This window comes from Oligella ureolytica DSM 18253 (assembly GCF_000373745.1).
GTDB classification, from domain to species: Bacteria; Pseudomonadota; Gammaproteobacteria; order Burkholderiales; family Burkholderiaceae_B; genus Oligella; species Oligella ureolytica.
In genome coordinates, this window is record NZ_KB892320.1 from 1 (window position 1) to 14,709 (window position 14,709).

Consider the following 14,709-nt stretch of genomic DNA (forward strand, 5'->3'; position numbering starts at 1 on the left):
GAACGTACCAAACCACACGTAAACGTTGGTACTATCGGTCACGTTGACCACGGTAAAACCACTTTAACAGCAGCTATTTGTACTGTACTAGCTAAAGAGTACGGTGGTGATGCGCGCGATTACGCTCAGATTGATGCAGCTCCTGAGGAAAAAGCACGTGGTATTACCATTTCTACGTCTCACGTAGAATACGAAACCCCTAACCGTCACTACGCACACGTTGACTGCCCAGGTCACGCGGACTATGTTAAGAACATGATTACCGGTGCAGCTCAGATGGACGGTGCGATTTTAGTTTGTTCAGCTGCAGATGGCCCAATGCCTCAGACACGTGAGCACATCTTATTATCACGTCAGGTTGGTGTACCTTACATCGTTGTTTTCCTAAACAAAGCTGACTTAGTTGATGACGAAGAGTTAATCGAGTTAGTTGAGATGGAAGTTCGTGAGCTATTAAGCATGTACGATTTCCCAGGTGATGACACGCCAATCATTAAGGGTTCTGCTCGTTTAGCCTTAGAAGGCGACGAAGGTCCTTTAGGTAAGGAAGCTGTTTTAGCGTTAGCTGAAGCGTTAGACACTTATATCCCAACGCCAGAGCGTGCGGTTGACGGTTCTTTCCTAATGCCGGTTGAGGATGTATTCTCTATTTCTGGTCGTGGTACGGTAGTCACCGGTCGTATTGAGCGCGGTATTATTAAAGTGGGTGAAGAGATCGAGATCGTTGGTATCCGTGAAACTCAGAAATCCATTTGTACCGGTGTTGAGATGTTCCGTAAGTTACTCGACCAAGGTGAGGCGGGTGATAACGTTGGTATTTTACTACGTGGTACGAAGCGTGAAGACGTTGAGCGTGGCCAAGTATTAGCTAAGCCGGGTTCAATCAACCCACACACTAAGTTCTCAGCCGAAGTGTATATTTTATCTAAAGAAGAGGGTGGTCGTCACACGCCATTCTTCCAAGGTTACCGTCCTCAGTTCTACTTCCGTACAACTGACGTAACCGGTACGATTACACTACCAGCTGATAAAGAGATGGTACTTCCTGGTGATAACGTGTCAATGGACGTTGAGTTAATTGCACCTATCGCGATGCAGGAAGGTCTACGTTTCGCTATCCGTGAGGGTGGCCGTACCGTAGGTGCCGGTGTTGTTGCTAAAATCGAAGCTTAATTAATCATTTAATGATGCTTTGTAATCAGTCAGATTAATTGACTGATTTTATACAGGTAGCACTTGTTTTGTTATAAAATTGAGTGCTACCCATTTTTTTTATGTTCTTTATATTGTTCTTTTAGGATTAACAGATATGAAAAGCCAAAGAATTCGCATTCGCTTAAAAGCGTTTGACTATAAATTAATCGACCAGTCTGCTGCTGAAATCGTTGAAACAGCAAAACGCACTGGTGCAGTTGTTCGTGGTCCAGTACCTCTACCAACTCGTATCAAGAAGTTTGACGTTTTACGTTCTCCTCACGTTAACAAAAAATCACGTGACCAGTTCGAGATTCGTACTCACCAGCGCTTAATGGACATTGTTGATCCTACTGATAAGACAGTTGACGCACTCATGCGTTTAGACTTGCCTGCAGGTGTTGACGTAGAAATCGCTCTACAGTAATTCTGCTTAAGTCGTTATCTTAAGACAAAGTAAAGCCATCACTTTTTTTGAGTGGTGGCTTTTTTAATGGATTTTTGATCCAGTATCTAAAGCGGCATAGCTTCGCCGGACGCTTACCCCGCTTGCCGCTCTTCAGGTTATTAATTTTAAAACATGATTTGATAAGAATTTGAAGAGTCCTCAAATAAACTGAGTGCATGATTAGTTTTGGGCTGAAGTAATCGACCCTTATATAAGAGTATGCACTATTCCGTTCTCATTCGATTCTTAATTAACGGCGCTTTGGCGACTACGTCGCATTACGTTATTTTTCTTTATCTCATTCAAAATGGTATTGATGCGCTTATCGCCTCAAGTATTGGCGTGGTCGTAGGTTTGCTTTGTAATTATTTTTTGCAATACCACGTTACTTTTTCAGCGCTAGTAGCTCATCGTAAAGCTTTCCCCCGTTTTGTGTTTGTCGGCCTATTTTCTTGTGGGGCAAATGTCATTTTATTTTATTTGTTTCAGCAGTTGATTCATGAACATGATTTGTTAATTCAATTAATCGTGACGGCTGTAATGACTTTATGTAATTTTGTTTTGTACAAAAAGGTGTTTTGTTATGACACGCTATCCACTTAAAGATGTTTTAAAAGTCACTCAGAAGGGCTCAGTTGTCTTATCTCTGGTTATTCTTGTGTTACAACGAAAAGCCGGTGATTCCTTTGTTGCTACAACGACTACAGAAGGTTCTTACACCCTTATCCTTAAGTTATGAAATCCTACTGGTGGATGATGGCAGTCGAGACGGTTCAGGTGAATTGATGCATCGATTAGCATTGACTGATCCGACTCTGCATGTCTTGTGCTTAAGTCGTAATTTTGGCAAAGAGGCCGCATTAACCGCGGGTCTTGACCATGCCAGGGGTGAGGCCGTCATTATTATGCATGCTGATTTACAGGATCCTCCCGAATTGATACCACAAATGCTGGTGCATTGGCGTGAAGGCTACGATGTTGTCAGCATGAAACGCCGAAGGCGTGAAGGTGAAACACGTTTTAAAACATGGTCCGCTCATTGTTACTATCGGATGCTTAATAAAATCAGCGACGTTGATATTCCGACGGATACCGGAGATTTTCGCCTAATGAGTCGTTATGCCATTGAAGCACTTAAGCAATTACCCGAGCGCAATCGTTATATGAAAGGACTATTTGCTTGGATTGGTATGAAAACCAAAGTCGTTGAATATGACCGTCATGCGCGAGTGGCTGGTAAAAGCAAATGGGCTTACTTTTCTTTGATTGCTTTGGCGTTTGAAGGTATTACCTCATTTTCTCGCTCGTCACTACGTATTGCCATGGCGTTGGGTGTTTTTATTGCACTGGTGGGTGTGTTGTTCGGTCTTTGGATTTTTTTCTTCAACTGATTGATTTTTCTGAAAGTCGTCTTATCGATAGTGATGGGCACTTAATCGCCTATGAGAAAGCCGGGAATGGTTTGACACAACTGCCTGATATTTTTTTCAGCATTACCTAAAAACTATCGTGGTGAAATTGAGCTGGATAATAAAACATATTTGGTCACGATAGAGACCATTCCCGGCGGTGTTTTATACATTTCTAAGGATATTACCCACTTTGAAAACCAAGAGCTTTTGTTTAATTTGGCTTTGTTGGTTATTAGTGGGTTTTCATTATTGCTTAGCCTGTTTTTAGCAAGATACCTAAGCCGCCGTATTGCTAAACCGCTTAAGCAGCTTGCAGATTCTATTAGTTTGACCCAAGCAGGTACGCAGATGCAACGCCTAGGGACAGACTATGTAGACATTGAACTGCATTCGATTTCTGAAAGTTTTAATGAGTTTCTTAAGCAAATAGAGCAGTTTGTACAACGTGAGAAAAATTTACTCAATATGGCTAGCCATGAACTAAGAACACCGATTGCAGTCACCCTAGGCGGCTTGGACATTCTTGAAAAGCGGGGTAACCTTTCGGATAAGGATCAGGTGACTCTGCAGCGTATGCGACAGGCTTGCTTGGTGATGCGGACTAATGTTGATGTGTTATTGAGTTTGGCGCGTTATGATGCGAATCAATACAAATTGAGCCAGCATCAGTTTACGGATATTCTAGTGCAAGTTCAACATGATCTGGAGGAAGCGCACCCTGAGACAAAAGAGCGATTGAACTTGCGATTTTTTTATCAACCGAGAGTCAACACGCAATTTAATATGGCTTATATGACTGCAAAAAATTTAATTCAAAATGCTATTCAGCACAGCAGCGGGGTAGTGGAGGTCAGTTTATATGACTCATATTTTACGGTGTCGGGTCAAGGGCCCGGCTTATCGGCCCATCAAGTACAACTGCTGGAAGAAGGTATGGGAGCCACTAAGCTCACGAGTGGGGGTGGTTTGGGTCTTTATATAGTCACGCTGATGTGTGAGCGTTTACAGTGGCATTTAAAAGCGACTGAATCTAATCACCAAGGAACCGTCATTAGGGTCCAATTTGCTCATTAATGGTTTTTGCTGCATCCTATAAAGGTATTCATTTGGCTATTGCGATGAGCCTTATGCTTTGAGCACTCAAAAGCTCTGTGTGCAATGACGACAGAGCTTTTTATTAACTAAAACTAAACTGCCTGACGCCTTAAGACAAGCTCACGCACGGTCGGCCACTCAACACTATCTAATAAGTTTTTAGTGATGAGTCCTAGCTCTGTATCGCCTTCAATGTGTAGTTTACGGTTAAAGAATAGCGTGTCGGGATCTTCTTCTCGTAGGAGCATGCGCATAAAATCGACGCTATTAGCAGAGAGTATTAAATCTGCTTTACCGCTAAACGGCGTATCGCTGAACTGCTCGTTATCTGCCGTGAAGCGGACGCTAAAACCGGCATCAAGTACGTTAATCTCAAATTTACGACCACTAAATAAGTCCATATCTGCCGGTAGTAAATCACGTTTCAACATATAATTTAACGCATTAACTAAGATAAAACGTGGTGGCTTAGAGGGTAATATTCCAATCAGCTTAGCAAGCCAAGAGGGTAGCGTGATATTCGGTAGACTCATGCATTTGCTCCTTCAAAATACGTTTCTTTGATTGCTTCAATGCCGGGTTGTCCATGCCAATACCCATCAACTAAATCACCATAAGAAAGTGTTTTGAGCTCATTGAGGGCGTCTGTGCTGTCAAGCACTCCGTCAAGGACCTGTCGGTGTAGTTCAATGATTCTAGGCATATCGGTCAGTTGAGGTGATAAGCGAAGCATATTAACGCCTAATTTAGCGATATCTTGATAATGCGTAAGCAAACTCTGACATCCATGTGACATGGTCTGGATACCGTTAATAGTCAGGAAAGCTTGGCCTTCTCGCGTGTTCATCGGCATGCCATGAGCGTGATCTAGACAACGATATTCACAGCTGTCTTTGTTAAGATTGTAATGTCTTGCGGTGAAGCAACGGGAAGAGTAGGCTAAGGGGATTTTGCCCCAAGCAAAGAGTTCAGTTTCTATGCCTTTTGCCTGTGCGTGTGTTGTGATTGCTTTTAGCTTATCACGACTCAGTTCACAGGGTGCGAGCCAACGTGTCGCCCCAAGGTCATGAAAAATGTCTAAAGTGGCATCGCTATAAATATTTAGGGTCGCACCGGCAACAAAGGGTATCTCGTTTTCGCGAGCTAGCTTTACAGCGGCCATATCATTAGCTTCTAAAATAAATTTACCCTGACCGGCGAAGCGTCGTAAACGACGTAAATCGGATTCGCTTTCTAATAAAACGAGGGAAGAAAAGATAATTTCTTTACCACTTTCGGCCAGGATATCTGCTAAATCACACCAATCTTCAAAACGCATTTCGTGACGTCGTGAACAAACCACCTCACCGATGTAAATGGTATCGATGGGCATCTTAGCCATTTCAAGGTAGTATTCTAAAAGCGTTTCTTTGCTCCAATAAAATTGGATAGGACCTAAGGATAATTTAATTTTGCTCATGTTTTAATCCGCTTATTTCCACGGGCGGCTATAGGCGCCGAGGGTTGATTGATGGCCTTCAGATACTTTTGATAGGGTCTGATCCCACGCCGGGTTGATTTGGTACGATTTGGATTGACGAGCTGCTGCATCAATTGCTTCACGAAGGGTTTTGGTGACTTGTGCGGTGTACATAGGACTACGCTGGCGACCTTCAACTTTTATCGCGCTGACGCCGATATCAATTAATTCAGGCAGCATTTCCAGTACATTGAGACTTGTCGGTTCTTCGAGCGCATAGTAGGTTTCATCATTAACGACAAAGCGACCTTTGCAAAGTGTGGGGTATCCTGCGGGTTCGTCCGGTGTGTATTGATCGATTAGCACCTGATTAAGACGTACATTCATTTTATTGGGTAGTTGTTCCCAGCGTACTGCCTTGGCAGGTGAGCAGACTCCTTGCATATTGGGTGATTCACCGGTGGCATAGCTGGATAAAATACAGCGACCCTCGACCATGACGCAGAGGCTGCCAAAGCCAAAAACCTCAACTTCTACCGCGGTGTTTTTAATGACGTGTTTTACTTGGTTAACTGTTAGGACTCGCGGCAAAACGACACGTTGAATATTAAATAGCTCTTTCATCAGGTTAATGGCTTCGTAATTGGTCGCTGAGCTTTGCACTGACATATGGAGTCTTAGATCAGGATGGTGTTTAGTTGCGTAAGCCATCAAGGCTGGATCGGCCACAATCATGGCATCGACCCCTAGTTCAGCGGCGGTGTCGACCGCCTTTTGCCATTGTGCCATTTGTCCTGATTGGGAAAAGGTGTTGATTGCCATGAGTACTTGGCGGCCATACGTGTGAGCGTACTCAATGCCTTTTCTGGCGGAGTTCATATCAAAATTTAAACCGGGAAAGTTTCTGGCATTGGTTGCATCTTTTAATCCCATGTAGACGGCGTCTGCACCGTTATCAATGGCCGCTTTCAAAGCGGGTAGGTTACCTGCGGGGCACACCAATTCTGGAGTTTTAAGCATCTCTAACACCTAAAATAACGAAAATAGTGAAAGGGTATATAGATTTGAAAGTCAATATATAGTGTGATTATCCAATTTTATATATAAAAAACACAATATGTTGATTTTTAATTGTGGATATTTGATGTATATCAACTATTTGTTTTATAGCGTGTTATGGTGGGCAAACGCGAGAAAGGTGAGAAAGAAAAAAGCCATCCCTTCGGTGATGGCTTTGTGGATAGAACTAGTAGTGAGGATTATTGAGCAACCGCTTCAATTGAAATAGTGATCGTGACTTCATCACTAACGGCAGGGACATTTAATCCTAAGTCAAAATCACTACGTAAAATAGTTGTTGTTGCATTAGCACCAATCGCATCTTTTTGAAGCATGGGGTGTGCGAGATTAGCGAAGTGGGTAACTTCTAAAGTGACTGGCTTGCTGATGCCTTTAATGGTTAACTCACCCTCAATCGTTTTAGGTGCATCACCTTCAAAATTAACTTTGGTTGATTTGAACGTGGCGGTTGGAAACTGTTCCGTATGAAATAAATTGGCACCGGTGATATGCTCATCAAAGGCTGCGGCACCTGTACTAATCGCAGTGATATCAAGCGTAACATCAATTTCAGCAGTCTTTGCTTCTTTGTCGTAAACAACCGTGCCGGTGGTATTGTCTAGGCGTAATTGCTGGGTTGATAAACCCAAGTGGGTATAGGAAAAGCTGGGAAAGGTGTGGTTAGGGTCAATTTGATATGTTTGTGGTACGGCAAACGCCTGAGTTGCTACCACTGTCGAAAATAAAGAAGTAATGAGCAGTTTTTTCATGTCTAGTCCGTTTTGGTGTTGAAAATGATGATTGATGGATTTAATCGTAGCTCATAGCGTAAAAATAATAAAGTCGTCCTTATGTATGAGAGTCATCAAATTGTTGTGGTGTGGGGACAAGAACCCAATACAAAAAAGCCATCACTGACATGATGGCTTAATCTATCGCAAGTTAGGAGAAGTATTGCCGGATATTATTCAGAAGTGCTTCTAATGCGATGTTGATAGTGACTTCATCACCAACAGCCGGCACGAAAAGATCAATACCGAAATCGCTGCGCAAGATCGTTGTGGTGGCATTAGCACCAATCGCATCTTTTTTGAACATAGGGTTTTCAGCATTGTGGAAGTGAGTGACTTCTAGTACGACAGGTTTAGTAATGCCCTTGATGGTTAATTCACCCTCAATCGTTTTAGGTGCATCCGCTTCAAATGTGACTTTCGTTGATTTGAACGTGGCAGTAGGGAAATTTTCTGTATCAAATAAATCAGCTGATTTGATATGCGCATCAAAGTCGGCAAAACCGGTGTTAATGGCGGTCATATCAAGAGAGATATCAACTTCAGCGGTGTTAGCTTCTTTGTCATAAACAACCGTACCGCTCGTATTATCTAAGCGAAGTTGCTGAGTTGAGAAGCCCATGTGATTGTAAGAAAAGCTTGTGAAGGTGTGGCTTGTGTCGATTTGGTAAGTCTGCGGTGCAGCAACAGCTTGGCCGGCAACAGCGGCAGAAAATAACGAGGCAATTAATAATTTTTTTCATGATTAATCTTTTGAGTAATTTAGATGACTGAATGATTTGGTTCGAGAGATTAGATTGGTGCCTATTAAGCAAAAAGAAACTTAATTACTTCTTACTCAAGGGGCTGCCTAATAAAAGCACCGCTCTAAACTTTAAAACATCAATGGTTGTTATTGTAAGTAAGATAAGAAGTTAAATAAATGGCTTGGGATGATATACACTATTCTTATTATTGAAACAATGACAAGATAATGGTCGGGTGTTTATGGATAAGTTATTAGCAATGAGAGTGTTCGAGCGGGTTGCTGATGAAAACGGTTTTGCCGCAGCAGCGCGTGCCTTAGATATGTCACCCCCTGTTGTTACACGCTTGATTGCCGAATTAGAAAAAGAGCTGGGCGTGAGGCTATTTCATCGCACAACGCGACGCGTAGCACTATCGGAAGCCGGCGAGTTGTACTTAGAGCGTATTCGTAAGATTTTGGATGATGTCGAGCAGGCGCGAGAACTCGTCAGTGTACACCGTGAGCAGTTATCGGGTGTGTTAAGGATTTCATCAGACGCAGCCTTAGCGAGTAGTATGATTGCTCCTTCATTTTTCGACTTTAGGCAGCTGTATCCGGGCATTAAAATGGAAGTCATTGTGAGAAGTCAGCAAACTCTGCCTATCGAAGATTATGATATAACGCTTTTTGGTTCGACGGTCGGAACGGATTTGGCGATAGTAGCTAGGAAAATTTACCAATCGGATGCTATTTTGGTGGCAGCGAGCAGTTATATTGAGCGTAGAGGGATGCCCAAGACACCGGAAGAGTTGCCTGAGCACGATTGTTTACATATACGACGGCGTGATAGTGACCCCTTTAGAGGTTGGGAGTTATGGCAGGAAAATGATCCCAAAGTCGAAGCCAAGGTAGAGATTGGTCCGATTTTAGTGGCAAACCATACGGATACATTACTGAGAGCGGCTTTAGATGGTTGTGGTATTGCTTCTTTGGCGACTGACTTAGCTCGACCTTATCTAGAGAGCGGGAAGATAGTGCGGGTGTTAGAACCTTGGATAACAGGTCAATTGGTTGTGTATGCCGGTTTACCTAGTCGTCAGTTTATTCCACAGCGGGTTCAAGTGTATTTAGACTACTTAACTAGCTATGCGCGCAAACAAAATCAACAAGCAATTAACTAGCTGTGAATAGGCACAAATTCAGTATAAGAACCTATTGAAAATCTTTCCAATAAAAGTCATAGTTAGTGATTGAGATAGGAATCATTTTGATAAAGTAAATTTATTTTTTAATCAGGGGTTGGAGACATTATGAATTTAAGTCGTCGTGATATTTTAAAAGTAGCCGGTGCAGCCGGGGTGGTCAGCATTACTCCGGGATTGGCACGGGCACAAGTTGAAGGCATTGAGAAAAAGTCTGTCACTATTGCCGTCGGCGGTCAGGCCTTGGTTTATTACCTACCATTATCCATTGCGGAGTTTAAAGGCTTCTACAAAGAAGAGGGAGTCGACGTTAAGATTGTCGACTTTGCCGGTGGCTCTAAAGCCTTACAGGCGGTGGTGGGTGGCAGTGCCGATGTATGTTCGGGTGCGTTTGAGCATACGGTTAGCCTACAAAATCGACGCCAAATTTATAGCGCCTTTGTCATGCAGGGTCGGGCACCGATGATTACCTTAGCAGTTTCTAAGAAAAACATGCCTGATTATAAAGGCCCTGCCGATCTTAAGGGTAAGAAAATCGGGGTGACAGCCCCCGGTTCCTCAACCAACATGTTAGTTAATTTCTTTTTAGCTCAGCATGGTCTAAAGCCCAGTGATGTTTCTATTATCGGTGTCGGTGCAGGTACAGGTGCGGTTAATGCCGTTCGCTCCGGTCAAGTCGATGCTATTAGTAATGTGGATCCGGTGATTTCTACGCTGGAGCATGAGGGATTGTTAGAGGTCATTGTCGACACCAGAAAACTGGAAGATTCTGAGGCAATTTTTGGTGGTCCTATGCCGTCAAGCTGCCTATATGCTTCGCAAAAGTTTATCGACGATAATCCCAATACATGTCAGGCCTTGGCTAACGCCATTATCAAGGCGGATAAGTGGATCCAGGAGGCCAGTGTTGAAGAGATCATGGAAATCGTGCCCGAGCAGTATCTATTAGGCAACCCTGAGGTTTATCGTCGGGCTTTAGAGGCTAGCCGTGAGGCATTATCGCCTAATGGTGTGATTGATGAAGCCGGCCCTCAAACCGCTTTAAATGCGCTTGATGCATATATTGAGGATCTTAAAGCAGAAAATATTGATTTATCTAAATTGTGGACAGATCGCTTTGTTAAGCAGGCATCTTAGGGGATAGGAATAATAAGATGTCTCAAGCAGTGTTAGAGTTAAATAATATTACGTGTACTTTCCCTCCCAGTGACAAGGGAGGGTCGCCCTATACCGCCGTCAGAGACGCCACCCTACATATTCAAGAGGGTGAGTTTGTTTCTGTGGTCGGTCCTACGGGCTGCGGTAAGTCAACCCTACTCAATGTAGGTGCCGGCTTACTTAGACCCACGTCTGGTGATGTCAAGGTGTATGGCAAGCCGCTCCAAGGGATTAACCATCGTGCCGGCTATATGTTCCAAGGCGAGGCTTTGTTTCCGTGGCGTACGGCATTGGCTAATGTCACGGCCGGCCTGGAGTTTGCCGGTACATCAAAGCAAGAAGCGGAAGAGCGAGCCATTGACTGGCTTGCCAGAGTTGGCTTAGAGCAGCACAAGGACAAATACCCTCATCAAATGTCCGGCGGTATGCGTAAGCGTGCCATGTTGGCCCAAACCTTAATTCGTAATCCGGACATTATCCTTATGGATGAGCCATTTTCTGCCTTGGATATTCAGACAAGACAGCAAATGGAAAACGAGGTGCTAGATATTTGGATGAGTCAGCGTAAAGCCTTGCTGTTCATTACTCATGACTTGGATGAAGCGATTGCGATGAGTGATCGTGTGGTGATTTTAGCGGCCGGCCCGGCGACTAGAATTATCGGTGAGTTTGTGATTGACTTAGAGCGTCCGCGAGATGTTGCTGAGATGCGTAACCATCCACGTTTTGTGGAGTTACACAGTGCGATTTGGTATGTCCTCCGCGAAGAGGTTCTCAAGGGTTATCAACAACAAAAGCAGAAGCTTTAGTAGGCAGGATGAGTAATGAGGAAGTTAATTTTACCGAGCAATAAAAATTATCGTATTTGGCAAATAGGAATTCTTGTTGTACTTTTTGTGATCTGGCATCTTGTGTCAAGAGATCATCAGCTAGCTTTTTTCTTTGGTGAGCCCATTGGGGTTTTTCAGGTGATTTGGAAGTGGTTTATCACCGATGGCAATATCTATAAGCATTTGGGAGTCACCTTAAGTGAGACCATATTGGCCTTTGTCATTGGTACAGTCGCCGGTATGTTCATGGGTCTTTGGATGGGATTATCCCGCACAGCCAGTCTGATATTTGATCCCTATTTGACCGCCTTAAACTCAATGCCACGGGTGATTTTGGCACCTATTTTTGCAATGTGGTTCGGGTTGGGGATTTGGTCTAAAGTCGCCTTGGCCTTTACCTTGGTATTCTTTATCGTATTTTTTAATGTCTATCAGGGAATTAAAGAGGTTAGTCCGACCTTATTGGACAATGCACGTATGTTAGGTGCTAATCGTAAGCAGCTATTGCGCTATGTTTACTTGCCCTCAGCAACCAGTTGGGTGTTTTCAAGTTTACATGCCTCAGTAGGTTTGGCTTTTGTCGGTGCGGTGGTTGGTGAGTATTTAGGATCAGCCAGTGGCGTAGGCTATTTGATTTTGCAAGCCGAGGGCTCCTTTGATGTTAATACCGTTTACGCAGGGATTATCACCTTGACTGTTTGTGCCTTATTATTAGATGCCTTGGTGGGTGTTTTTGAGCGCTATTTTCAGACTTGGAAACCAAGTAGAAAATCTAATAGCCAACAAGTATAAGTTAAATTTTTTAGAGGATTTTATGATTATCCACATGGTTTTATTTAAGTTTGAAGAGCCTGTGACAGCGGATTTTGAAGAAACTGTTGAATATCATTGTGAGCAGATCAGGCAGCATTGTGAGGGCGTCATTCTTTTTGATCTAAAAAAGAATTTCTCTGATCGTGCGGGTGGTTTTGTTTACGCGCTTTCAAGCATCTTTAAAGATGTTGAGAGTTTGGAGAAATATCAACCGCATCCGGTGCATGAAGAGTTAAAAAAATACCTTAATAACTTCCCCGGTCAGCGCGTAGTTTATGATGGTGAATTAGGTGCAGATAGTCTAGTTACGCCACTATAAACCATTCGTCTAGACTGCTCCCTTTGTCAAAGGGTTTATTTATAAAATCCCGAGTGATCATTGCTATCACTCGGGATTGTTACTTTTATTGTGTGTGGGTTGCTCTACGCAGTCGAATGAGATTTTTTCCAACCACGGAGGTTGATCAGTAGTGCAATCAAAATCATAGCAATAATGGTACCGAAGCCGACCATCGTGGCGAACATCCACGAGTAAATGGGTTGTAAGGTAAAGACAATCGCGGTGATGACTGCAATACCGACAGAGGTACCGATACGTTGACCGGTTTGTAAGACCGCACCGGCACTGCCTGCGTAGTTTAAGGGTACCTCACTGAGGGTTAGCGTTTGAATGGGGCTAATGGTTGCACCCTGACCGATACCGAAGATGGCCAGTGCCACGGCAAGCCACCAGATGCTGACGTTGTATACGGCATTAAGATAAAAAGCTAACACAGCGAAAAGAAGCCCAATTAAAGATACCGCTAAGCCCACGATAACGACTTTAATGCCGTAATTACCGACTGCTTTGCCGGCTCTTACGGCGGTAAAACTCACCATGAGTGCGGAGGGTAAGCCCAATAGGCCGGATTCAAAGGCACTAAAACCCAACACCTGCTGTAAGTAAATCGGAACGAGTACCCAAATGCTGGTGATACCTAAGAAATAGAGGCACATGGAGATATTGCCGTTGCGGTAGGTGGTGATTGAAAATAGATCTAAATTGACCATTGGGCTAAAGCCCTTTTGCTCAAAACGACGCTCCCAGCGGATAAAAAGAAGGACTAGCACTAATCCGATCGGCAATAAAACCCAGAGTACAGGTGAGCGATAGGACTCAACAAAGGGAAATAAAATGGCTAAGACGGCTAAACCCAAAATAATCGCGCCAATCGGGTCAAGCGCTTTGAACCATCCCGGTTGTTTAAGTTTCTCAACAGCCAATAGGGGGCGTGGGAACCATAACCATGCCAAGGTCATCGTTAAAATACCTGTGGGTACATTAATTAAAAAGGTTAAACGCCAACCTAAGTCAGCACCAAATAGGTTGATGAGGAGACCACCCAACACCGGCCCGAGGGCGACAGATACACCGACGGTTGTGCCGAATAAGCCAAAGGCCCAACCCCGCTCTTTACCGTGAAAATACTGCTGAATCATACCGACACCCTGAGGTGTTAAGAAGCCGGAACCGATTCCTTGGATGACACGAGCAATATTTAAATGGAGTGGATCAGTGGCTAAGCCTGATGCAATTGATGCTAATGTAAATAAAAAGGTACCGGCGATAAATAAAGCACCACGGCCAAAGAGATCACCGGCGCGACCCGCACCGACCAAAAAGATTCCAAAGCTTAGGGTATAACCGGCAAGAATCCATTGTAAATCAGCATAACCTGCATGTAGACTGCTTTGAATTGAAGGAAGGGCGACATTGACAATACTCACACTCAGTAAAGACATAAAAATAGCACTGAGTATCACGATGATAATTCGTTTGCGAGTTTGATCAATTGCTGAGTGAGCGTTGCTTTGCGCTTCAACGTTGCTCATTGATACCCTCCTAAATTGACTGACAACAAGGAATTAATCCCTTTGACATCCTCCCCGCCCTAAAGAACGGGGATTCCTACGGCGTTCAGGCGACCATCGCCTGACTCGCTTCGGTGGGTTCTTGGCCCGACGCCCTTACCTACAGGCGAAGTCTCTGCACAAGCTAACCGGGCGTGTCCCGCCCTTAACACATTGATCGCGCCGACTACGTCAGCGTTTTCCTCAAAATCACAGTCCATACACTNGAANCNCGCTTGGCTGCGCCGATTTTCTTTGGCGATATGACCGCAACAAGGGCAGGTTTGACTGGTGTTTCTGGGGTTCACAGCAAGGAGCTCTCCACCTAGCCAAGTCAGCTTGTATTCCAACTGACGTCGGAACTCGAACCAGCTTTGATCGAGAATCGCTTTATTTAGGCCGGACTTGGCTTTCACGTTTTTTCCCGGTATGNCAATGGTGCCAGAAGCGGACTTGGACATATTCCGAACCTGCAAATCCTCGATACACACCATCGCGTGGTTTTGGCTGATAGCTGTCGTGGCTTTGTGCAGGTAGTCGCGCCGGGAATTGGCGATACGGGCATGGATTTTCTGGACGGTGGCTTTTGCCTTTTTCCAATTGTTGCTAAATTTCTGTTTTCGACTCATCG

The 14,709-nt window shown here is 44.0% G+C and carries 17 protein-coding genes; 10 read left to right on the top strand and 7 right to left on the bottom strand.

The genetic code is table 11. The features are described 5' to 3' along the window. The 5 genes from tuf to B092_RS0109795 all read left to right on the top strand — a co-directional run. The coding region (gene tuf / locus B092_RS0109775; protein WP_018575063.1) for an elongation factor Tu at positions 1-1,173 on the top strand (1,173 nt) is incomplete at its 5' end. Positions 1,174-1,309: 136 nt separating this feature from the next. Beyond that, a complete protein-coding gene (gene rpsJ / locus B092_RS0109780; protein ID WP_018575064.1) occupies positions 1,310-1,621 on the top strand; it encodes a 30S ribosomal protein S10 in 312 nt (103 codons plus the stop codon). Between the two features lie 240 nt (positions 1,622-1,861). Beyond that, entirely contained in the window at positions 1,862-2,245 is a 384-nt protein-coding gene (locus B092_RS0109785; RefSeq protein ID WP_018575065.1) for a GtrA family protein, read from the top strand. 32 nt (positions 2,246-2,277) lie between these two features. Then, a complete protein-coding gene (locus B092_RS14155) occupies positions 2,278-3,033 on the top strand; it encodes a glycosyltransferase family 2 protein (RefSeq protein WP_115148554.1) in 756 nt (251 codons plus the stop codon). Between the two features lie 150 nt (positions 3,034-3,183). Then, a complete protein-coding gene (locus B092_RS0109795) occupies positions 3,184-4,128 on the top strand; it encodes a sensor histidine kinase (RefSeq protein WP_018575067.1) in 945 nt (314 codons plus the stop codon). 113 nt (positions 4,129-4,241) lie between these two features. Here the strand turns inward: B092_RS0109795 and ubiT are convergent, their stop codons facing one another. The 5 genes from ubiT to B092_RS0109820 form a co-directional block, all read right to left on the bottom strand. Beyond that, positions 4,242-4,682 carry a ubiquinone anaerobic biosynthesis accessory factor UbiT gene (ubiT, locus tag B092_RS0109800; RefSeq protein ID WP_018575068.1) on the bottom strand — a complete coding sequence of 147 codons (441 nt, stop codon included), beginning with the start codon at positions 4,680-4,682 and terminating at the stop codon, positions 4,242-4,244. Further along, entirely contained in the window at positions 4,679-5,608 is a 930-nt protein-coding gene (ubiV, locus tag B092_RS0109805; protein WP_018575069.1) for a ubiquinone anaerobic biosynthesis protein UbiV, read from the bottom strand. Before ubiV ends, ubiT begins: the two co-directional genes overlap by 4 nt. A gap of 12 nt (positions 5,609-5,620) precedes the next feature. Next, complete coding sequence (gene ubiU, locus B092_RS0109810) at positions 5,621-6,628, bottom strand: ubiquinone anaerobic biosynthesis protein UbiU (protein WP_018575070.1); 1,008 nt, start codon at positions 6,626-6,628, stop codon at positions 5,621-5,623. A 239-nt stretch (positions 6,629-6,867) separates the two neighbouring features. Then, positions 6,868-7,437, bottom strand: a complete 570-nt coding sequence (locus tag B092_RS0109815) for a YceI family protein (protein ID WP_018575071.1) — start codon at positions 7,435-7,437, stop codon at positions 6,868-6,870. A 172-nt stretch (positions 7,438-7,609) separates the two neighbouring features. Then, positions 7,610-8,185: a YceI family protein gene (locus B092_RS0109820; protein WP_026253715.1), complete on the bottom strand. Its 576-nt coding sequence runs from the start codon at positions 8,183-8,185 to the stop codon at positions 7,610-7,612. Positions 8,186-8,445: 260 nt separating this feature from the next. On the opposite strand from B092_RS0109820, the gene B092_RS0109825 reads away from it, so the two are divergent. From B092_RS0109825 to B092_RS0109845, 5 genes are all read left to right on the top strand, one after another. Continuing rightward, positions 8,446-9,366, top strand: coding sequence for a LysR family transcriptional regulator (locus B092_RS0109825; RefSeq protein ID WP_018575073.1), 921 nt, complete (start codon positions 8,446-8,448; stop codon positions 9,364-9,366). 129 nt (positions 9,367-9,495) lie between these two features. Next, positions 9,496-10,524, top strand: coding sequence for an ABC transporter substrate-binding protein (locus B092_RS0109830; RefSeq protein ID WP_018575074.1), 1,029 nt, complete (start codon positions 9,496-9,498; stop codon positions 10,522-10,524). A 17-nt stretch (positions 10,525-10,541) separates the two neighbouring features. Then, positions 10,542-11,354: an ABC transporter ATP-binding protein gene (locus tag B092_RS0109835; protein WP_018575075.1), complete on the top strand. Its 813-nt coding sequence runs from the start codon at positions 10,542-10,544 to the stop codon at positions 11,352-11,354. A 15-nt stretch (positions 11,355-11,369) separates the two neighbouring features. Next, complete coding sequence (locus B092_RS0109840) at positions 11,370-12,167, top strand: ABC transporter permease (RefSeq protein WP_018575076.1); 798 nt, start codon at positions 11,370-11,372, stop codon at positions 12,165-12,167. Between the two features lie 22 nt (positions 12,168-12,189). Further along, complete coding sequence (locus B092_RS0109845) at positions 12,190-12,507, top strand: Dabb family protein (protein WP_018575077.1); 318 nt, start codon at positions 12,190-12,192, stop codon at positions 12,505-12,507. A 104-nt stretch (positions 12,508-12,611) separates the two neighbouring features. Here the strand turns inward: B092_RS0109845 and B092_RS0109850 are convergent, their stop codons facing one another. Together B092_RS0109850 and B092_RS14160 are read right to left on the bottom strand one after the other, a co-directional pair. After that, the gene (locus B092_RS0109850) at positions 12,612-14,060 is read right to left on the bottom strand and encodes an MFS transporter (protein ID WP_018575078.1); all 1,449 of its coding nucleotides are present in this window, start codon (positions 14,058-14,060) and stop codon (positions 12,612-12,614) included. A gap of 59 nt (positions 14,061-14,119) precedes the next feature. Further along, a complete protein-coding gene (locus B092_RS14160) occupies positions 14,120-14,707 on the bottom strand; it encodes an RNA-guided endonuclease InsQ/TnpB family protein (RefSeq protein ID WP_018575079.1) in 588 nt (195 codons plus the stop codon). Between the last annotated feature and the right edge of the window lie 2 nt (positions 14,708-14,709).